Here is a 21,820-nt window from a genome sequence, read left to right on the forward strand (position 1 = left end):
AAAAATCCGACAATTTAAAATCGTCGGATTTTTATAGTATCACTTGTGTTTAACCTCTGCTATTATAGTTTGGTGACTCTTTGGTAATAGAGATGTTATGTGGATGAGACTCTCTCAATCCAGCACCTGTAATACGAACGAATTGTGCATCTTGCAGTTTTTCGATCGTTGCAGCACCACAATAACCCATTGAAGCACGTAATCCGCCGATATACTGATATACAACTTCAGCCAATGTACCTTTGTAAGGGACACGACCGACAATACCTTCAGGAACTAGCTTTTTGATATCATCTTCCACATCTTGGAAATAACGATCTTTAGAACCTTTTTCCATTGCTTCGATAGATCCCATACCACGGTATGATTTAAATTTACGTCCTTCGTACATGATAGTCTCTCCGGGAGCTTCTTCCACTCCGGCAAATAAAGATCCAGCCATAATTGTGCTTGCTCCAGCAGCGATAGCTTTTGCGATATCACCTGTTTGTTTGATACCACCATCAGCAATCAGAGGTACGCCTGTTCCTTTAAGTGCTTTAGCGACTTCATACACCGCATACAATTGAGGAACACCAACACCTGCAATAATACGGGTTGTACAGATCGAGCCAGGTCCGATACCTACTTTTACGGCATCTGCCCCAGCTTCAGCCAATGCTGTTGCGGCGGCTCCTGTTGCAATATTCCCTACGATCACCTGTAGTTCTGGAAACTTGGATTTCACCAATTTCAACTTGTCAATAACACCTTTAGAATGCCCATGTGCAGTATCTATGGTTACTACATCCACACCAGCTTTTACCAAAGCCTCAACCCTATCTAATGTATCTGGAGTAACACCCACTGCAGCACCTACTAATAAACGGCCGTGGCTATCTTTAGCTGCATTCGGATAATGCTTATATTTTTGGATATCCTTAAAGGTAATCAAACCCTTCAAGATACCTTCGTTGTTGACAACTGGAAGTTTCTCAATTTTTTCGTTCTGAAGAATTTCCTCTGCTTTCACCAAATCCGTTCCTTCGGGAGCAACAACAAGATTATCTTTCGTCATCAGCTCATTGATCGGACGAGTCATATCTTTTTGGAAACGAAGGTCACGATTGGTTACGATCCCCACTAATTGGCCTTTTTCATTAACCACTGGAATTCCCCCAATCTTATGTTCCTTCATAATATTAAAGGCATCACCAACAGTAGCATTAGCTAATAGTGTTACTGGATCTTGGATCATACCACTTTCAGAACGCTTTACTTTGCGTACTTCAGCAGCTTGCTCCGCAATAGTCATGTTCTTATGTAACATACCAATACCGCCCGCTTGTGCTATAGCAATTGCTAAATCAGCACCGGTTACCGTATCCATTGCCGCAGAAACCAATGGAATATTTAATTTGATTTTTTTTGTCAGCGAGGTACTCGTATCGACGTCACGTGGTAAAATTTCAGAATAAGCTGGAATTAATAAGACGTCATCGTAAGTGAGACCTTCTGCTACGAATTTTTGTGGATCTAATTGCATGGCAAATATGTATTGGGTTTTCTATTTGCCAGGCAAATCTAAGAAAAATAAGCAATATAAAAAAATAAAATAAACAAATTACAATCGCTAGACAAATTAGAATGGATATGAATTAATACAAAAGATCATCCCAGCGGATTGCATCTTTTTTTTGGCAAGCTATTTGCTTTTGGTTACACGAAAAGTAATTTTAATTAATGAAAATATAAAGTAAAGATAATTATGAAAAAGACCTTACTCTCATTAGCTGCTGTTGCAGCATTAGCATTTGGTGCACAAGAAGCGAAAGCTCAATCTCCACAACGTGCCGCTATTGGTGTTGTTTTCGACGGAACTGGTGGTGATCTTTGGGGTGTGCAATACAAGCAATCTTTTGGCGGAACAAACAATGGTCAAGCGCAAGTGATGTTTGATGACAACGTTGTTGCTGTAGGTGCGGATTATCAATATGCTAGACCATTCCGTGGTGTAAACGGACTAGGATGGTATGCAGGTGTTGGTGCTCAATTAACCTTTGTTGATGCTGGAAACGACAACATGACTCTTGTTGGTTTGAGACCACAATTAGGTTTGGAATTTAAAATCCCTGCTGCCCCTATCGGATTTCACGCAGACTGGAAACCAGACTGGAGATTAAACCACAATAGTGATTTTGATGCTTCAACTTTCTCTTTTGGTATTAAATATACATTGAGATAGTATTAAAAAACTACAAAAAAGGCCCTGTTCAAGTTTGAACAGGGCTTTTTTTATAAAATAAATCCATTAAATATTTCTTTTTTTCAGCATTTCTTCTAATTTTATGCCTTTGACCTAAATGGCATAAATAAAGCTTTTCATTCTACAAAAATTTTATACCTTTGCCATTCTTGGTAAAGTGTGATTAAACAAGAACTAATTATCAATTACATAAACAGTATTTAACATTAAAATTAATACAATTAATAACAGACGATGCAAGGTAAAGGGCTGATTAAACTTTTAGTGATAGTGGTGTCATTAGCGTGTCTATACTCCCTATCATTTACTTGGGTGACCCGCAAGGTGGAGCAAGATGCTGAGAATTTTGCCAAAGGAGATTTGGCAAAAGAAAAGAGCTATCTAGACTCTATGGCAGGTGAAGTAGTGTACAATTTAGGTTTTGCGAAATACACCTATAGGGAAGCAAAAGCGAATGAACTGGCTTTAGGATTGGATTTGAAAGGTGGTATGAACGTTACCATGGAGATCTCATTGGATGAGTTGATCCGTAATCTGGCCAACAATCCAAAAGATGAGAAATTCAACAAAGCGTTGGAACAAGCGGTAGCAAAAAGCAAAACCAGTCAAAAAACGGTCGTAGCTTTATTCATGGAAGAATACAAATCCATTGGAGCTTCTACCCCACTTTCGACATTCTTTTCTACAAAAGACAACGCTGCTTTAATTAAACCGGGTGATTCTGATTCAAAAGTTGAATCATTCCTTCAAAAAGAAGCTGACAATGCCATTCAAAATTCTTACAAAGTACTACGTACACGTATTGACAAATTCGGTGTTGCTTCACCAAACATCCAGATTCAACAAGGTACAAATCGTATCTTAGTTGAGTTACCTGGTGTAAAAGACGAAAGCCGTGTCCGTAACCTACTTCAAGGTTCGGCGAAATTGGAGTTCTATGAGACTTACACCAATCAAGAAGTTTATCCTGTATTAGAAAATATTGACAGAACATTAGCAACTACTTTAAAAGCTGCACCAGCTGCGACAAATAATGCCGTTACTGACACAACGAAAAAGTCAGACGATTTATTGTCCAACCTAACCGGTGGTCAAAAAGACAGCAAAGCTAAAAAGGATAGTGCGGCACTTAATCTAGGTCAGAAAAATCCATTATTTGAAGTATTACGCCCAGCAGTTTACATGGGCGAAAACCAACAAATGTCACTTATGCCTGGCGCTATGGTCGGTTTTGCTTCATTGAAAGATACCGCTAAAGTAAACGCTTATTTGCAACGCACAGAAGTAAAATCAATCCTTCCGGGTAACTTAAAGCTTTTATGGGCCGTAAAACCAGAGCAAAAAACACCAGAGCAACTTTCCCTATATGCTATCAAAGCAGTAGGAGCAGATAATGGTGCTGTATTGACTGGTGACGTCATCACTGACGCAAATGCCAACTTTGATGAGAAAAACCAACCTGTTGTTGGTATGCAAATGAATAATGAAGGTGCACGTGAATGGAAGAAAATCACAGCAAAAGCGGCTCAAAATAGAGATGCTATCGCTATCGTCTTAGATAATGTAGTTTATTCCGCTCCTTCTGTTAATGGTGAAATTCCAAACGGAAGCTCATCGATCTCAGGTTCGTTTACTGTAGAGGATACAAAAGATTTAGCAAACGTATTGAAAGCTGGTCGTCTTCCGACTACAGCTAAAATCGTTGAAGAAGCAGTTGTCGGCCCTACGTTGGGACAAGCGGCGATTGATGCAGGTGTCAATTCAGCGGTAATCGGTATTATCGTTGTGATGATCTTCATGATTGCTTACTACAACACTGCAGGTATCGTGGCTAACATTGCTGTATTGTTGAACGTATTCATTATCATGGGGGTATTAGCCTCACTCAATGCCGTACTGACATTACCTGGTATTGCTGGTATCGTATTGACAATGGGTACTGCTGTCGACGCTAACGTACTGATCTATGAACGTATCCGTGAGGAATTGGGCTTAGGAAAATCAATTCGCCAAGCAGTTGCTGATGGTTATAAACACGCTTTACCATCTATCTTAGATTCACAGATTACGACATTCTTAATCGGTATCATCTTATTCTTATTTGGTAGTGGTCCAATTTTAGGTTTCGCAACAACATTGATGGTTGGTATTATCACATCATTGTTTACAGCAATACTTGTAACACGTGTTATTTTTGAATGGATGCTGGAAAAAGATATCAAAATTAAAGTATCTTTCCCTTGGTCTGCAAACACCTTGCACAATGCAAACTTCAAATTCGTTCAAAAACGTAAAGTATTCTATGCAATCTCTGTTGTAGCAGTATTAATTTCCGCAGCTTCAATTTTTACAAAAGGCTTCAGTTTAGGTGTAGATTTCCAAGGTGGACGTACCTATACGGTTCGTTACGATAAATCAGTTGATCCAGAAGCTGTTCGTACCAGTTTGGATGATATTTTCCAAAAAACAACTGAAGTAAAAGTATTTGGTGCATCCAATCAACTTCGTGTGACAACAACGTATCATATTGAAGAAACTTCTGATGCTGCCGATAAAGAAGTATTGGATAAATTAAACCAAGGACTAGCTAAGGTAGATGCTTCTAACAAACATGAGATCCTGTCTTCACAAAAAGTAGGACCAAGTATCGCATCAGACATCAAGTCAAGAGCGACTAGTTCAGCAATCTTCTCCATTATCATCGTAGCGGCTTATATCTTAATCCGTTTCCGCAAATGGGAATACTCTGTTGGTGCAGCTATTGCAACCATCCACGATGCAATTATTCTATTAGGTTTATTCTCCATATTAGATGGTATTGTACCATTCTCTTTGGATATCGACCAACACTTTGTGGCGGCCATCTTAACGGTAATCGCATACTCGGTAAATGACACCGTCGTTGTATTTGACCGTTTGAGAGAGTTCGTATCAAAACCTAATGCACATAACGAAGATCTTGGCGAGGTTGTAAATCACGCAATCAACTCTACATTAAGTAGAACAATCATTACTTCATTGACGATCATTTTCGTTCTTGCGGTCTTGTTCATCTTTGGTGGTGAGGTTATCCGTGGATTCTCTTTCGCGATCTTAATCGGTGTTATTGTAGGTACTTATTCTTCCATTATCCTGGCAGCGCCTTCTGTATACGACTTACGTAAAGGAAAGCACTTAGCTGAAGGTAATACAGCAAAAAAAGCTGAAGTAGTAAGACCATAATAAGCTTTAAAATATCATAAGAGGGCGTTCAAAAATTTGAACGCCCTTTTTTATTGCATTCAAATTACTTGTTGTACTAAATAATTTTAGATATATTTGTTGCACTAAATATTTGTATGCTAAACGAAAAATTCGACCGTTATTCTTTCATCTTGGATCAAACGGCCAAGAAGGTAAAACAATTTGCACAATCTTCCTTTACAGAAAAGGGATTTGACATTACAGTGGATCAATGGGCTGTCTTAAAGGCACTATATGAAACTGACCAGCTATCGCAGAAAGAATTAGCCAAACGATGCGGCAAAGACCAACCTACGTTGACCCGTATCGTGGATATCTTACTAAAGAAAGATTTGGCTGAGCGTGTTATTGACGAGACAGACCGCCGGAGCCTCTATCTCCATTTGACGGAAGAAGGAAAACTTAAGGTGGCTTCCTTATCCCCTATCGTTGCAGAGATCCGCATGAAAGCCTGGGAGAAATTAACGGAAAAAGATTTCGAGGATTTTACAAGAATATTAAACACCATTTACAACAATTTAAATGTATAATAGCTATGATAAATACTGATATTTGTATCATCGGTGCTGGACCAGTAGGATTGTTTGCAGTTTTTGAAGCTGGACTTCTAAAAATGAGATGTCATTTGATTGATGTTTTACCTCAAGTTGGCGGACAGTTATCCGAAATATATCCACACAAACCCATTTATGATATACCGGGCTACCCGAGCATCACAGCTCAGGAGCTTATTGATAATCAACTCGAACAGATAAAGCCTTTTGCACCTACTTTTACACTGGGTGAACGTGTCGAACAGATCGAAAAACAGGATGATGGTTCTTTTATCATCGCCACAAGTGACGACACAAAAGTGCACGCACAAGTTATCGTCATTGCCGGTGGACTAGGCTGTTTCGAACCCCGAAAACCTGAGATTCAAAATCTACATCTCTTTGAAGGTAAAGGGGTGGATTATATGGTAAAAGATCCCGCAAAATATAAGGACAAAAGGATCGTTATTGCTGGTGGAGGTGATTCAGCGCTCGATTGGACTTACCATTTAGCTGATATTGCACAACAGGTTACGCTCATTCATCGCAGTGATTCTTTTCGAGGCGCCCCCGATTCAGCGGAAAAAGTCTTTAAATTGGCCCAACAGGGTAAAATCAATTTACTTTTGTCCCATAATCTAAGTAATATACACGGAAATGGTATGCTTACAGCAATTGAAACTGTAAATAAAGACAAGGAAACGATTGCGGTCGAAGCGGATTATTTCATTCCCCTATATGGATTGACACCCAAGCTGGGTCCAATTGCTGACTGGGGATTAAATATTGATAAAAATGCAATTGAAGTCAATACCTTCGATTATTCGACCAATGTTGAACGTATCTATGCCATTGGCGATATTAATACCTATCCAGGCAAACTAAAGTTGATCCTCTGCGGTTACCATGAAGCTGCGCTGATGTGTCAAAGTGCTTTCAAATTTGTTTACCCGGATCAAAAGTTAACATTTAAATATACAACCGTGAACGGTATCAATACTTTTTAACGATGGAAGACAATTTGATACAAGTAACTGTCGTCGATCGCGATGGTTCGGAAAACACAATCGAGATACCTACGGATATCAATCTTTCGTTGATGGAAATTTTAAAAGCCTCAGCATACGATATATTGGCTACCTGCGGAGGTATGGCCCTATGTGCGACATGCCATGTTGAAATCCTTGAAGGCCTGGATAATCTTCCAGACGCTAGCGACCAGGAATTGGATATGTTAGATACCTTACCGGATGCAGATGGACAAAGTCGACTCGCCTGCCAACTTCATCTTCATAATAATAACAATGGCATGAAAATCAAGCTGAAAGGTTCGTTGCAATAACAAAGTCATTGTGTATAAAATACACAATGACTTTGTTATCTATGCAAGTTTTTTTTAGCGTCTTTCTGAAACATAAAATACTTAAAACCAAAACACTACAAAATATTTTATTAAAAGAATTGACCTTGTAACGATAAATTTCACAACGTATTGCCATAATAAATAAATATTTTTTAGTTTTTTGGTTCAAAATTTAAGATATTTGCAGCTTAATTCGATTGTACGAATTTTTACAACAAACTATTAAAAATATGCCAAGCAATAGTTCAAATAGAAAATTCCCAAGAGTAATCATTATTGGTGCTGGATTTGGAGGAATTGAAGTTGCTAAAAAGCTTAAAAATAAGGAAGTTGAAATTCTGTTATTAGATAGAAACAACTTTCATACCTTTCAACCATTAATGTACCAAGTTGCTACTGGTACGCTTTCGGCGGACTCAATTTCCTTCCCTGTCCGTAAAATGTTCAAAAATCAGGAGAACTTCCGTTTTAGACTTGCCGACGTAAAAAGCATCGATAACGAGGCTAAAATTGTTAAAACCGATATTGGAGATTTTGACTATGATTATTTGGTTGTTGCCACAGGTGCAACGACAAATTTTTTCGGCAATCAGCAGATTACAAAATATGCCTTGCCAATGAAAAACATCCAGGAGGCACTTAATATACGCAGTTACGTTCTTCAAAATCTTGAAGAAGCAGTAATGATCCCTAACCCTGAAGATCGTAAGCCCAATTTGAACTTTGTGATTGTTGGTGGTGGTCCTACTGGGGTAGAGCTTTCTGGAGCTATTGCAGAAATCAAGAATAATGTACTGGAAAAAGACTATCCTGAATTAAAGAAATCAGAGATGTCTGTTTACCTGGTGGAAGGCCTACCAAAAGTGTTGGCTAATCTATCGGAGAAAGCCTCAAAAAATTCCGAAAAATATTTAAAGGACTTAGGTGTTGAAGTACTATTGAATGTACAGGTAACCGGATACGATGGTAACTCCATTACCTTCGCAGATGGCAGAAGCATCGAAACAAAAACAGTAATCTGGGGTGCGGGCGTTGCTGGTCAATATCCGGATGGATTCAAAAAAGAAGTTATCCAACGTGGTAACCGTATACAGACAGACGATCAATGTCGTGTCATTGACATGCCGGGTGTCTATGCCATTGGTGACGTATCTGCATTTATTACAGATGATCTACCTCGTGGTTTACCGGGTGTAGCTCCAGTAGCACAACAACAGGGTGGATATGTAGCTAAACACATCCTTCAGACGATGTCTAATCAACCTACCGAAAAATTCAGCTATTTTGACAAGGGTTCAATGGCTACAGTAGGGCGCAACAAAGCTGTCGTTGATATGGGCAAAATTCACTTTAGTGGTTTCTTCGGATGGATGACATGGATGTTTGTCCACTTGATGTCCATTTATGGTTTTAGAAATAAGTTGATCACATTTGTAAACTGGACCGTGAAGTTCTTCACGAAAAACAGTGGTGTCCGCTTAATCTTCCATAAGTATGATGAACCTACGCCAGAAGAACAAGCGAAAACGATACAATAAAAGCCGATAAGTAAAGAATTGTAAAAGACAGGGTAACACTGTTTTTTACACAAAAAAAGAATGCTATTATTCAATGAAAATAATAGCATTCTTTTTTTTTTCCACCGCCACTAAAAACGATCGAAAGTTGACCAAAAAAAATATCTGATATTAAAATTTGGCAGCCACACCCCATATAGTTGTCAAAGCTACTATCCTGAGGATTTCAGTGCTCATACGGATTGCAAAGAATTCAAAAACACATTTTTAATTTCTGCTTATTATTGCTTCCAATAAAAAATAAGTTCCTGTTAAACGTAACAATTGTAGATTATATTCGTTAAATTTAAAGACAGTTTTTTCCAGATAGAATTTACTTGCAGAATATAGTTTTTTTTGATGTAGAACCTCAAAAAGATTAATTTTTTTTGTGTAGGTTTGCATATTATTTTAAAATAGCTTAAGGATTAGCAAATGGGCTTATTTAATTGGTTTACGCAAGAAGTTGCGATCGACTTGGGTACTGCGAACACCCTGATAATTCATAATGACAAAGTAGTAGTGGATGAGCCTTCTATTGTTGCATTTGACCGCACCACAAACAAAGTGATTGCCATCGGTCGACAGGCCATGCAAATGGAAGGTAAAACACACGACAATATAAAAACGGTACGACCTTTACGTGATGGAGTAATTGCTGATTTTACAGCCGCTGAACATCTGATTAGAGGGATGGTAAAATTGGTCAACAATGGTAAGAGTTGGTTTTTTCCATCCTTGCGAATGGTAGTCTGTATTCCATCAGGTATCACCGAGGTAGAGAAGAGAGCTGTACGCGATTCTGCAGAAATTGCAGGTGCCAAAGAAGTTTATCTGATCCACGAACCAATGGCAGCTGCCGTAGGTATCGGTATCGATGTGGAAGAACCAATGGGTAACATGATTATAGATATTGGTGGGGGTACGACAGAAATTGCGGTCATCGCATTATCTGGTATCGTATGTGATCAGTCTATCCGTGTAGCAGGTGACAACTTTGATTCTGATATTGTTCAATACATCCGTAGACAACATAATATCATGATCGGTGAGCGTACTGCGGAAAAGATTAAAATTGAAGTTGGTGCGGCACTTCCTGAATTACAGGAACCGCCTGCAGATTTTGCAGTTCAAGGTCGTGACCTCATGACTGGTGTCCCTAAACAGATTACCGTTTCTTACACAGAAATTGCCCATTGTTTAGATAAATCAATTTCAAAAATTGAAGAGGCCATCTTAAAAGCGCTTGAAATTACTCCACCCGAGTTGTCTGCCGATATCTATCAAACTGGTATCTATCTAACTGGTGGTGGTGCATTATTACGTGGTTTAGACCGTCGTATTCAAGCGAAAACAAAACTTCCTGTACACATTGCCGAAGATCCTCTTCGTGCTGTTGTAAGAGGTACTGGTATTGCGCTTAAAAATATTGGTCGATTCAAATTCTTGATGCAATAATTAGCGTTCGATAATTAACAAGATTTTATTAAAGAGCGATATAATATGCAAAATTATTATATCGCTTGCTTATTAAATACCCACGATAAAAAATGAGAAACCTTTGGTTATTCCTGAGACGATATAATGCATTCTTTTGGTTTATCCTATTTTTTGGATTCTCATTATTTTTGATTATCACCAACAATTCGTTTCAACGCAACTCTGTGTTAAATTCGTCCAACAGTGTAATTGGTAACCTTTATGCAAAGGTAAATTCGTGGAAAAGCTACTTACATCTAGGTGAGACAAATGATGCTTTAGCTAAAGAAAACGCGCAGTTACGGAAAGACCTTCAGGCCTATAAATCAACGGATAGTATTAAGATCGGACCAGTACCGGTCATGGATAGCAGTGAATTTGGGCGTTACCAATTTATTATTGCAAATGTAATCAACAACAGTATCCATCAAAAAGCGAATACAATCACGTTGGATAGAGGTAGTAAAGATGGTATTGAAAAAGGCATGGGTGTCATTGCTCCAAACGGAGTCGTTGGTATTGTATTAAATGTTTCGCCTAATTTTTCCACTGTGCAATCATTATTACACCCTGATACCCGTATATCGGTCACCTTGGGCCGTAGTGAGATCTTTGGTTCCTTAGTATGGGGTAACAACATCGATTATCGCGCAGCTACGGTTAAGGAGATTCCAAATCATATCAAAGTAAACAAAGGCGACAAAGTCTATACTTCAGGGTATTCGGGGCATTTTCCAAAAGGTATTTTTGTGGGAACAGTTATTCAAACGGGTATTTCGTCTGGAGACGCATTCCTGGATCTACGCATTCTTTTAAGCACCAATTTCTCTAATCTACAACATGTATATGTAGTAAAGGATTTATTAAATAATGAATTAAAAACATTGGAGGAATCGACTAAAGACAATGGCTAGGATTTTAATATTTAATTTTATTCGATTTATAGTCTTGATTGGAATGCAGGTATTTTTGTTCCAAAATATTGGCTATTATAACCTGGTTGCAGCGTTTCCTTATATTTTATTTATCTTTTTGCTGCCGACCGGAACACCCAATTTTCTGGTTTACCTGATTGCTTTTCTAACAGGCTTGACAGTTGATTCCTTTTACGATACATTGGGGGTCAACACCGCCGCATGCGTGGCTTTGGCTGCATTCCGAATTTTCTTTATGAAGATCACTCTTGAAGTAGAGGAACGGGACTCATTTCTTACACCAATGTTGGGGTTGATGAATGTAAGATGGTTTTTCTCTTATATCTTTTTTGGTACATTGATTCATCATACATTCCTGTATCTACTGGAATCTTTCTCTTTCCAACATATTCAATACACACTGCTCAGTATTGTTTTAAGTTGTATATTTACGGTAATTATTATGCTGTTATTTAGCATATTATTCTACAAAAAGAAAGATCGATTGTAGTAGATCGGTGAATAGAAATTTATTTCTATGAATAGTTTTTTTGCTCGCAAGTACGTCGTTTCCGGAATCTTTGTTGCCATCGCGCTGACTTTGGTTGCCCGCCTATTTTATTTACAGATCATCGACGATTCCTATATACATTCAGCCAACAGCAATGTCATGCGGAAGGTCATCGTTTACCCTGCAAGGGGTGTTATTTTAGACCGCAAAGGAAAAGTATTGGTACAAAATGAACCTGTATACGACCTGATGGTTACGCCTCGCGAGGTCAAGGAGATTGACACTGCTTTGTTTTGTAAATTAATTGATATTGACAAAGAAGGCTTTATTAAACGGATGGATAAGGCTCGTGCCCATTCCCCATACAGGGCATCAATTTTTGAAAAACAACTATCCGTCCGGACTTGGGCACAATATCAAGAATATCAATATCAGTTTCGTGGATTCTATGTACAGAAGAGAACCATTAGAAGCTATCCTGATAGTATTGCAGCTCAATTTTTGGGTTATGTTAGCGAGGTAAACGATAAAGATATTGAACGATCCAATGGGTTTTACCGAAGTGGTGACTATATTGGAAGAAGTGGTGTTGAACGTTCCTACGAAGATCTGATCCGCGGTAAAAGAGGAGTCAACAATTTGATGGTGGATGCGCTGAATCGTCCCAAGGGAATATTTATGGAGGGGAAATATGATACCTTAGCCGTTGCCGGTGAAGGATTAGTTTCTTCCTTAGATAAGGATCTCCAAATATTAGGTGAAAGTTTAATGAAAAATAAGCTCGGCTCTATTGTTGCCATTGAACCTGCAACGGGGGAAATTTTGGCCTATATAAGTAGCCCGAGTTATAACCCCAATCTGATGGTAGGTCGACAAGTTGGCAATAATTATATGAAATTATTGAATGACGAAACCAAGCCCCTTTTTAACCGTCCTATTCAAGCCTCGTATCCTCCAGGATCCGTTTTTAAGGTTGTTTCAGCCCTGACAGCACAGCAAGCTGGCGTTATTGACCGAAACACCGTATTTTTCTGTCCACATGGTTATAGCTATGGTGGCGGACGCGGTTGGATGGGATGTACCCACTACCACGGTTCGACCACTTTACAGCGTTCTGTAGCAGTATCCTGTAATACCTATTATGGTTTTACCTACGCCAAAATGATCGATGGACGGGGCCTCTCAGGTCCAAAAGCCTACGACCTATGGCGCAATGCAACCACACAGTTTGGAATCGGCCACAAATTGGGAATAGATCTACCAGGGGAAAAACCGGGATTATTGCCCACATCGGAGTTTTATACAAAACGATATGGCAATGACAAATGGCGTTCAAGTTTCAATATATCCTTATCCATTGGTCAGGGAGAGATGGGTATAACACCACTGCAAATGGCCAATATTATGGCTATTGTAGCCAACAAAGGTTTTTACTATAGACCACATCTCATCAAGGGTATAGGTGCGCAAAAAATCGCTAAAAAGGAATTTACAGAAAAGATCAGCGCTGGGGTAGATGAAAAATATTATCCTGTAGTCATCCAGGGGATGAGCGACGCTGTCAACACACCTGAAGGAACAGCTTGGTCGAATCGTATCCCAGGTATTGAAATGTGTGGAAAAACAGGGACGGCACAAAATCCACATGGAGAAAATCACGCGGTATTTTTTGCATTTGCACCACGGGAAAATCCGAAAATTGCCATTGCAGTATTTGTTGAAAATGCTGGTTATGGCGGAACTTGGGCTGGCCCAATAGCCAGTATGATGGTTGAAAAATACCTGAAGGATACCATTACGGCACCAAAATATATTCAGGATCGGATCTATAAAGCAAACTTTCTTCCTGCACCAAAGAAGGTAATAGATCCCAAAAGTAAAGATGTCAAGAAAGCGGATTCGATCAAATCAAAAACAGATACTGTTAAATCAAAACGACAATTAGCGGCATTGGTAAAACCAAAAGAAACAATTGTTCACCATAGTGAGGTAAAAAGAAGATATGAATAATCAAAAAAATAGTTTCTTTGGAAAAATAGATTGGTTAACAATCATACTCTGGCTTTCACTCTGTCTGATCGGTCTATTTAATATCCGTGCGGCTGTATTTAATCCGGAAATGCCTGGTTTTTTCACTTTAGGCACCAACTATGGAAAGCAGTCACTCTACCTGATCTCAGCGATTATCCTCGGCATATCCATCTTGATTATCGATGCCAAATTTTTCAGTTCGGCCTCACCCATATTTTATGGTATAACAGCCATACTCCTTGTCATTGTTTTGGTTGTCGGGCGAAATGTCGGCGGGAATCAGGCCTGGATTGATTTGGGATTTTTCAGGTTACAACCCTCCGAGTTTGCCAAGCTATCCACCTGTCTGTTGCTGGCCAACTTTCTAAGTGCGCAGAGTAATAAAGCCCCAACTATGCAAACACTGGCTATGGGTGCAGGTATTGTACTATTTCCTGTATTCCTGGTTATGCTGCAGCCCGACACCGGCTCTGCACTTGCTTTCTTTTCGCTAATTTTTGTCTTTTACCGCGAAGGCTATGTAAACAATGAATTACTGATTTTTGGAGGCCTATGTATCTTACTTTTTGTTTTAGCTCTGTTATTCAATCCATGGATTCTTATTTTAGTCTTGGCGGCTATTATCGGATTTTTTATGTGGAGCTTCCGAAAGAAGAGAAAATATATTATTAATCTAAGTATCCTTTTTGCAGCCTGCACCGCATTTATATTATGTGTGGATCTGGTTTACGACCACGTATTACAACCGCATCAACGTGACCGAATCGACATCATTTTGGGTAAAACAGAAGACCTCAAAGGAAAGGGTTATAATTTGAACCAGTCCAAAATTGCCATAGGGTCAGGCCAATTTTGGGGAAAAGGCTATTTGCAGGGAACGCAGACCAAATATAACTTTGTTCCCGAACAAAGCACTGACTTTATCTTCTGTACGGTTGGTGAAGAATGGGGCTTTGTAGGTTCGGTAACATTAATTGCTATCTATCTCACACTGCTCTTGCGTATCATCCATATTGCAGAACGACAGCGTTCGGCTTTTGCCCGAATCTATGCCTACGGCGTGGCCTCTATCCTATTTTTTCACTTGTTTATCAATATCGGAATGACCATAGGAATTATCCCTGTCATCGGGATTCCATTGCCTTTTGTCAGCTATGGAGGTTCTTCACTCTGGAGTTTCACGATACTACTCTTTATCATGCTAAAATTTGACTCCAACAGGAAAGGAGTTGTTTAATACACATGTGGCACTGGGAGATATTTTTCTAAATTCTTTCCAGTACCAGTTGAATAGCTTTTTCCACGACCGCTTCAGGATTCGGCGAAAATTCTCCTGCTACCCTACTCGCTAAAATGGCATTTATGGACAGGGCCTGATGGCCAAACATTTTCGCCAAAGCATAGATACCCGCAGTTTCCATTTCCAGATTGGTCAAACGAAAATTGTTATGCTTAAATGAATTTACCAAAGGAATCAAATCTGGAATCGTATTATCTGACCGCAGACAACGCCCTTGTGGTGCATAGAATCCCGGTGCCGTTAATGTCATTCCTTTTGGCAGATCAAAAGCAATTCGGTCCAATAAACGCTCTCCGGACCTTGCTACATAAGGTTTTAAACTCAATTGTGGAAAATACCGAATTAAAGCCTGCTGGATATTCAGTTCAATCTCATCGTAAGGCTTTTGGTAGAATTGCATCAACGCATCAAAGCCAACCCCATATTCCGAAGCCAGTATACTTCCCATTTCAACATCCGTCTGTACAGCACCAGAAGTACCGATACGAACGATATCCAAAGAGGTCAGCTCGCTTTTCACAACCTTATGCTGAAAATCGATATTCACCAACGCATCCAATTCATTCAATACTATATCAATATTGTCTGTACCTATCCCTGTAGAGATCACGCTCAGCCGTTTAGTCCCAATATATCCTGTATGGGTGATAAACTCACGCTTTCCCTTTTTGAGTTCGATACGATCAAAATATTTTGACACCTTGGTCACACGGTCTGGATCTCCTACCGTAATGATCGTATGGGCTAAATCTTCTGGCATTAAATTCAAATGGTAAATACTTCCATCTGAATTTAAAATGAGTTCTGAATTGTTTATCATATCGTTCTTAAATAATTCAATTGACAACCTTCAATTTTCGAAAAACGTTCCACGACACGGTTTACCTGCATTTTCCGTACCTCAAATTCCAGATAGCAATTATTGTCAAATTCCTGCTTTTCGATTTCCAGTCCTTCTTCCTTAATAATACGCATAACATCATTCATATTTAGATAATCAAAGGTCAGCCCATAGCTATCATTCACCGTTCGTTCGATTATCTGAACTTGATCCAAGGCATCCTGCGTAGCCGATTTATAAGCATTAATCAAGCCTGGTACGCCCAACAGTGTTCCACCGAAATAACGAACAACAACGACGATTATATTTGTAATATCTGCCGAGAGCAAAGCATTTAAAATAGGACGCCCTGCGGTGCCAGAGGGTTCACCGTCATCGTTTACGCGAAATACATTACGATCCGGAGTCAGCCGATAAGCCCAGCAGTGGTGTCTTGCTTTTGGATGTAGGGATTTCACCTCCTGTAGCAGATCTTTTAATTTCTCCTCAGATTTAAAAGGAAATGCATAGGCAATAAATTTGCTTCCTTTATCTCTAAAAATTCCTTCATAGTTTGCACCGATCGTTCGATAAGTATCTTCAAATAAACTCACTGATATGCGATAATTAAAACTGAAATAATGGAAAGAACTATCCCCAGGTAATTCAACCATGAGAGTCTTTCTTTAAAAAATAACACACCCACCAAAGCACCCAACGAGATAACACCAATATTCATTCCAGTAAATACAATGGAAGGATTCTCGGGTAATGCCCGATGTGCTTTCATATAAAATAATATATTACAAAAATTGAAAGCGCCTAAAATCAGGCCATAGACGACAGCTTTACCTGAAAAGCTCTGTTTTTCAACAAAGATAAAATAGCCTAATAAACCAAATGCGATCAGCATGGCCATGACAAAGATAATAAACATCGAACTGACATAAGGTATCGTCACATGCAATGCCACCTGTTTAAAAAGGATATCAATAATCCCCATACCAATAAAAACAAGCAATGGGTAGAGACTATTTTTATATCCAGTATTTGACAGGGTTACTGTAGGGAGAGATTTTCGCCAACCGATGGAACATATTATCGCCAATAGACCTATCCCTATCCCCAACAGTTTATTTCCCTGTAGCTTTTCGTGGAATAAAAAAAACGCTGCCAGTAAGGGAATAAATAAAGATAGTCGTTGGGCTACCTCCGTTTTTACCAAACCACTATAACGGATAGATAGCGCAATAAATACAAACATCCCCGGTAATAGTACAGCCAGTGTTGCATACAACGGGAATGGTAAGGCATCCCAGCTAATTTCTTTTATTTCGGGTCGTAATATAAAGTAGGTCAAAGCAACTGCCATAGGATAATTCCAGACGATTACTTGTTTTGTTTCTACGCCATACTGTTTTGCCAATTTTAATAATACGGCTACAGTGACGCTGCAGATAACACTTATGAGGACAAAAATCATTATTCTGTTACTAAATTATTTCCAAAGCCCACGCTTAGCCTGACGTGCCTGTCGTTCTAATTTTACAAAAAAATCAGCATACTGAACATTCGGCGTCAAGGTGTAAGTCACAGCATAGCCCTGCGCTACCAACTCCGCGTTAACAAATTTCTCCCTAAGATACACATAAGCTAGAAGTCTTCCATAACGATCTTTTTTACCAACATCAAATACCAGCTTCACATTCTTTCCGGTCAACATAGTTTTTAGATATTCTTTTGCCTCCACGCCATAGTAACCAATTTCCTTTCGTGCTGTTCTCCTTGTTTCGGGAGCATCAATCCCAATCAATCGTACCCGTTCGCCTTTTTTACTACCATTTTCAATCACAAAGGTATCGCCATCAATTACCCGTCGCACCTTCACATACCGCTCCTCCCCTTTATAAGAAAAACCTAAAAACAAGAGACAGATGATAGTGGCACTCACTAAAAAATTAAATCGCTTTAGCATAAAAATTACATTTGGGCAAAGGTAATAAAATACTTTTTCAGCAAACAACGGATAAAACACAGCATATTTCAACAAAAAAAACAACTATTTTCAATAAAAAAAACTCAAAAAAACATAACCATTTTTAATATGTTTTTTATGTTAAAAAATCATAAAAAAAACCGACACAAAAAAGACGACAAAAACCATAAAACACTATATAAAAGAAAATTACAAAAATAAAAATATCAAAAAGGCAATAAAAAACACTTATTTTCAAGGTAAAAAAAGCAATAAAAACCAACCAAAAACACATATATAAATGATGCATTTTTTATGAAAAAAAATATTTTTTCTTTGATATTTCAAAAACATTCGTACATTTGAAATGTCAAACAACACAAGGATGAACAGATCATATACATATTTCTATTTTAACTTCTTTTATTTTAAAAATAAGAGCCGGGATTAGATTGTGTATACATTAAAATATAACAAGAAAGAGTCCCGGTTTAGATCATCGGGACTCTTTCTTGTTTAAGGGCAAAATAGCAACAAAAAAATGAGTTTAAAAATTGCGATACAAGGAGCAAAAGCTTCATTCCACGAGGAAGCAGCATTTAAATATTTTGGACGCGAAGTCGAAATTGTTGAATGTGATTCATTCAAAAAAACCTGTGAATTGCTGAAGCAAAGAAAAGTAGATTACATTGTTATGGCGATTGAAAATTCAATTGCAGGTAGCTTGCTACCAAACTATAATTTGCTTCGGGATTATAAATTTCATATCACAGGAGAAGTCTATCTCAACATTCAGCAGAATCTGATGGTATTGCCGGGCGTCAAATTGAAAGACATCAAACATATCGAATCACATCCGATCGCGATCCGTCAATGCGAAGAATTTCTTTCGGAGCTGGAGGGTGTACGTATTACCGAAGGGTCAGACACAGCGGCCACAGCAAAGATGATTGCTGAACGGAAATTGACTGATACAGCTGCTATTGCTGGTACTTTAGCCGCTGAAATTTATGGGCTTGAGATTCTAGAGAAAAGAATCGAAACTAATAAAAAGAATGCTACACGTTTTCTGGTTCTTTCAAATGAGGTGGTTGAACACAAAAATGCCAATAAAGCATCCCTATCTTTCCAAACGGGAAATACAGTTGGTTCCTTAGCGACAATCTTACAGTGTTTTGCTGAGCAAAATATCAACCTGAGCAAGATTCAGTCTATGCCTGTTATCGGAAAACGCAACGAATATGACTTTTTCGTTGATGTTGAATGGAAAAAACAATCAGACTATGAAGCTGCGATCCGAAAAGTACTCAAACATAGTATCAATTTCAATATTATGGGCGAATACATCAAAAACGAGAAACTATAATCAACAAATTAATAATTATAAAATAATCAACTTACCCTGAATCTGTTGAAGCGATAAAAACTTACAAAACAAGCATAACAGCTTAACAGACTCAAATACCTTTAAAAATTTATTCCGATGAAAAATACATTAGAAATCACTCCTTTGAAATCATGGTTGGATACTGGAGACAAACCTTTAATTATCGCAGGCCCTTGTAGTGCAGAGACAGAAGAGCAATTGGTATCTACAGCACATCTATTAGCGAATACTGGAAAAGTAAATATCTTACGTGCAGGAATCTGGAAACCACGTACTCGTCCAGGCGAATTTGAAGGTATCGGTTCCATTGGTTTGGAGTGGTTGAAGCGAGCGAAAGAAGAGACAGGTTTATTGACAGCTACAGAGGTTGCGACAGCAAAACACGTCGAAGAAGCTTTAGCAGCTGGTGTTGATGTACTTTGGGTAGGTGCACGTTCAACTGCAAATCCATTCACGGTGCAAGAAATCGCTGATGCACTACAGGGAGTAGATGTACCAGTTTTCGTAAAAAACCCTGTTAATCCAGATTTATCGTTGTGGATCGGTGCCTTGGAGCGTATCAACCGCGCTGGCATCAAAAAATTAGGTGCTATCCACCGTGGATTCTCTTCTTACGAGAAAACAGCATTCCGCAACGAGCCGATGTGGGATTTAGCCATCCAGTTAAAAACTGCTTGCCCTAATTTGCCGATCATCAATGATCCTAGCCACATCTGTGGTAACCGCGAATTGTTACCGTACATCGCACAAAAAGCAATGGATATGGACATGCAAGGTTTGATCATTGAATCACATATTGATCCTTCTGTTGCATGGACAGATGCCAAACAACAAGTTACGCCGGCAGCCTTAGCAGAGTTGATCAATCATTTGACATTACGTAAAGCTGATTCTGACAACCCATCATTTGAGGACAAATTAGCCGAATTGCGCAGCAACATTGATAAATTGGACGATTTAATTATCCAAAAAATTGGCGAGCGTATGAAAATTGCAGAGAAAATCGGTGAATACAAACGCGATAACAATGTGACGATCTTACAGGTAAACCGTTGGGATGAGATTGTTCAAAAACGCACAAAACTTGCTGAAGCACTTTCTTTAGGCAATGAATTTGCAACAAAATTCCTAGAATTAATTCACAATGAATCTATCCGTAAACAAAACGCGGTAATGAATTCACAGGAACAACCAACAGCAGAAGCATAATGAATCAACAAGTCATCAAGCTGACGCACCCATCAAAAAAAATAAAAGGCACGGTTCAACTGACAGGATCAAAATCCGAGAGCAACCGTGCTCTTATTATCCGCTCGTTGAGCAAGGGACAGGTTGATATAGCGAATCTGTCCGAGGCTGCTGATACGGTGACTTTAAACCGTGTATTGCAGATCGCATCAGATCCCCAACCCGGCTACAACACGATTGACATCGGTCCGGCAGGTACAGCAATGCGCTTTTTAACGGCCTATCTGAACCTTGTTCAAGGAAACTTTATCCTTACGGGGACCGAACGCATGCAACAACGGCCAATCGGTATATTGGTTGATGCCATGAAGGAAATTGGAGCTGACATTCATTATGAAAAAAAAACCGGTTATCCACCCCTAAAAATAGAAGGCGGCATATTTCAAGGAAAGGGCCGTGTCCGGATAAAAGGCAACATCAGTAGTCAATACATCTCGGCGCTGCTATTAATTGCTCCTGCATTGAAAAAAGGGCTTACATTGGAAATCGAGGGTGAACTGACTTCCAGACCCTATGTATCCATGACCCTCGATATGCTAAAAAGCGTCGGCATACAGCATGAGTGGACAGCGAATGAAATACATATTGCCCCACAGACTTTTTCAAAAAGCACGATTTATGTGGAGCCAGATTGGAGCGCAGCTTCTTACTGGTACGCTATTGTAGCTCTGGCAGAAGACGGAGCATCTATCGTCTTACCTGGGCTTAAAAAAGACAGTCTTCAAGGAGATATTGCAATTGTCGATATCATGACCCATTTTGGCGTGCAATCCAGTTTTGAATCCGATGGCTTGCATCTTCATAAAACAGCAATAGATTCGAAAAAAACGTTATTTGATTTCAAAGAATGCCCCGATCTCGCGCAGACTGTCGTCGTTGTCGCTGCAGCTTTAGGTCGTGACGTTTCATTTACAGGTCTTGAAACATTAAAGATCAAAGAAACTGACCGAATTGCCGCTTTACAGACTGAGATAGCAAAATTTGGTGCTGAATTGATAGCAGATAACGAAACCTATCATCTTAAAACAGCACAGGTATTCCAGCCAAAAGAGGTGACTTTTGATACCTATGAGGACCACCGTATGGCAATGGCGTTTGCGCCCCTTGCATTGGTTTTTGACCAGATCAAGATTGCGGAGCCAATGGTTGTAGAAAAATCGTATCCTGATTTCTGGAAACATCTGCAGGCCCAATCTTTTATCATTGACTAATATT

19 protein-coding genes are annotated in these 21,820 nt (G+C 39.1%); 14 read left to right on the forward strand and 5 right to left on the reverse strand.

The genetic code is table 11. The annotated features are described in order from the left end of the window. Positions 1–49: 49 nt before the first annotated feature. Positions 50–1,525, reverse strand: a complete 1,476-nt coding sequence (gene guaB, locus OGI71_RS14975; protein WP_120261947.1) for an IMP dehydrogenase — start codon at positions 1,523–1,525, stop codon at positions 50–52. Positions 1,526–1,747: 222 nt separating this feature from the next. Here guaB and OGI71_RS14980 point away from each other — a divergent pair, with 222 nt between their 5' ends. The 11 genes from OGI71_RS14980 (at position 1,748) to rodA (ending at position 15,112) form a co-directional block, all read left to right on the forward strand. Then, the gene (locus tag OGI71_RS14980) at positions 1,748–2,224 is read left to right on the forward strand and encodes a hypothetical protein (protein ID WP_282249993.1); all 477 of its coding nucleotides are present in this window, start codon (positions 1,748–1,750) and stop codon (positions 2,222–2,224) included. 255 nt (positions 2,225–2,479) lie between these two features. Then, positions 2,480–5,467, forward strand: a complete 2,988-nt coding sequence (secDF, locus tag OGI71_RS14985) for a protein translocase subunit SecDF (RefSeq protein WP_282249994.1) — start codon at positions 2,480–2,482, stop codon at positions 5,465–5,467. A gap of 116 nt (positions 5,468–5,583) precedes the next feature. Beyond that, positions 5,584–6,018 (forward strand): MarR family transcriptional regulator, encoded by a 435-nt coding sequence (locus tag OGI71_RS14990; protein ID WP_282249995.1) that lies wholly within the window; start codon positions 5,584–5,586, stop codon positions 6,016–6,018. A 5-nt stretch (positions 6,019–6,023) separates the two neighbouring features. After that, a complete protein-coding gene (locus OGI71_RS14995; protein WP_282249996.1) occupies positions 6,024–7,028 on the forward strand; it encodes an NAD(P)/FAD-dependent oxidoreductase in 1,005 nt (334 codons plus the stop codon). Positions 7,029–7,030: 2 nt separating this feature from the next. Next, a complete protein-coding gene (locus tag OGI71_RS15000; protein ID WP_282249997.1) occupies positions 7,031–7,363 on the forward strand; it encodes a 2Fe-2S iron-sulfur cluster-binding protein in 333 nt (110 codons plus the stop codon). A gap of 251 nt (positions 7,364–7,614) precedes the next feature. Continuing rightward, positions 7,615–8,922, forward strand: a complete 1,308-nt coding sequence (locus tag OGI71_RS15005) for an NAD(P)/FAD-dependent oxidoreductase (RefSeq protein WP_282249999.1) — start codon at positions 7,615–7,617, stop codon at positions 8,920–8,922. 453 nt (positions 8,923–9,375) lie between these two features. Further along, complete coding sequence (locus OGI71_RS15010) at positions 9,376–10,398, forward strand: rod shape-determining protein (RefSeq protein WP_028071379.1); 1,023 nt, start codon at positions 9,376–9,378, stop codon at positions 10,396–10,398. A gap of 92 nt (positions 10,399–10,490) precedes the next feature. After that, the gene (gene mreC, locus OGI71_RS15015; RefSeq protein WP_223585204.1) at positions 10,491–11,333 is read left to right on the forward strand and encodes a rod shape-determining protein MreC; all 843 of its coding nucleotides are present in this window, start codon (positions 10,491–10,493) and stop codon (positions 11,331–11,333) included. Further along, positions 11,326–11,844, forward strand: coding sequence for a rod shape-determining protein MreD (locus OGI71_RS15020; RefSeq protein WP_077437419.1), 519 nt, complete (start codon positions 11,326–11,328; stop codon positions 11,842–11,844). The genes mreC and OGI71_RS15020 overlap by 8 nt, the downstream gene beginning before the upstream one ends. A 27-nt stretch (positions 11,845–11,871) precedes the next feature. Next, positions 11,872–13,854, forward strand: coding sequence for a penicillin-binding protein 2 (gene mrdA, locus OGI71_RS15025; RefSeq protein WP_282250013.1), 1,983 nt, complete (start codon positions 11,872–11,874; stop codon positions 13,852–13,854). Then, positions 13,847–15,112 (forward strand): rod shape-determining protein RodA, encoded by a 1,266-nt coding sequence (gene rodA / locus OGI71_RS15030; protein WP_223585201.1) that lies wholly within the window; start codon positions 13,847–13,849, stop codon positions 15,110–15,112. Before mrdA ends, rodA begins: the two co-directional genes overlap by 8 nt. 28 nt (positions 15,113–15,140) lie before the next feature. On the opposite strand, the gene OGI71_RS15035 is transcribed toward rodA, so the two are convergent. The 4 genes from OGI71_RS15035 to OGI71_RS15050 are packed head-to-tail and all read right to left on the reverse strand — an operon-like array spanning position 15,141 to position 17,970. After that, complete coding sequence (locus OGI71_RS15035) at positions 15,141–15,995, reverse strand: nucleoside phosphorylase (RefSeq protein ID WP_282250014.1); 855 nt, start codon at positions 15,993–15,995, stop codon at positions 15,141–15,143. Continuing rightward, a complete protein-coding gene (locus OGI71_RS15040) occupies positions 15,992–16,609 on the reverse strand; it encodes a YigZ family protein (protein WP_282250015.1) in 618 nt (205 codons plus the stop codon). Before OGI71_RS15040 ends, OGI71_RS15035 begins: the two co-directional genes overlap by 4 nt. Continuing rightward, a complete protein-coding gene (locus OGI71_RS15045; protein WP_282250016.1) occupies positions 16,606–17,478 on the reverse strand; it encodes an EamA/RhaT family transporter in 873 nt (290 codons plus the stop codon). The genes OGI71_RS15040 and OGI71_RS15045 overlap by 4 nt, the downstream gene beginning before the upstream one ends. Positions 17,479–17,493: 15 nt before the next feature. Beyond that, the gene (locus OGI71_RS15050; protein WP_282250018.1) at positions 17,494–17,970 is read right to left on the reverse strand and encodes a thermonuclease family protein; all 477 of its coding nucleotides are present in this window, start codon (positions 17,968–17,970) and stop codon (positions 17,494–17,496) included. Positions 17,971–18,511: 541 nt separating this feature from the next. Here OGI71_RS15050 and OGI71_RS15055 point away from each other — a divergent pair. The 3 genes from OGI71_RS15055 to aroA all read left to right on the forward strand — a co-directional run bounded on the left by OGI71_RS15055 (position 18,512) and on the right by aroA (position 21,816). Next, positions 18,512–19,336, forward strand: coding sequence for a prephenate dehydratase (locus tag OGI71_RS15055; RefSeq protein ID WP_077437425.1), 825 nt, complete (start codon positions 18,512–18,514; stop codon positions 19,334–19,336). Positions 19,337–19,453: 117 nt separating this feature from the next. Then, positions 19,454–20,566, forward strand: a complete 1,113-nt coding sequence (locus OGI71_RS15060) for a chorismate mutase (protein WP_282250021.1) — start codon at positions 19,454–19,456, stop codon at positions 20,564–20,566. Next, positions 20,566–21,816, forward strand: a complete 1,251-nt coding sequence (gene aroA, locus OGI71_RS15065) for a 3-phosphoshikimate 1-carboxyvinyltransferase (protein WP_282250023.1) — start codon at positions 20,566–20,568, stop codon at positions 21,814–21,816. The genes OGI71_RS15060 and aroA overlap by 1 nt, the downstream gene beginning before the upstream one ends. Positions 21,817–21,820: the final 4 nt, after the last annotated feature.

Origin of the sequence: Sphingobacterium sp. ML3W (assembly GCF_029542085.1) — a bacterium.
GTDB lineage: Bacteria > Bacteroidota > Bacteroidia > Sphingobacteriales > Sphingobacteriaceae > Sphingobacterium.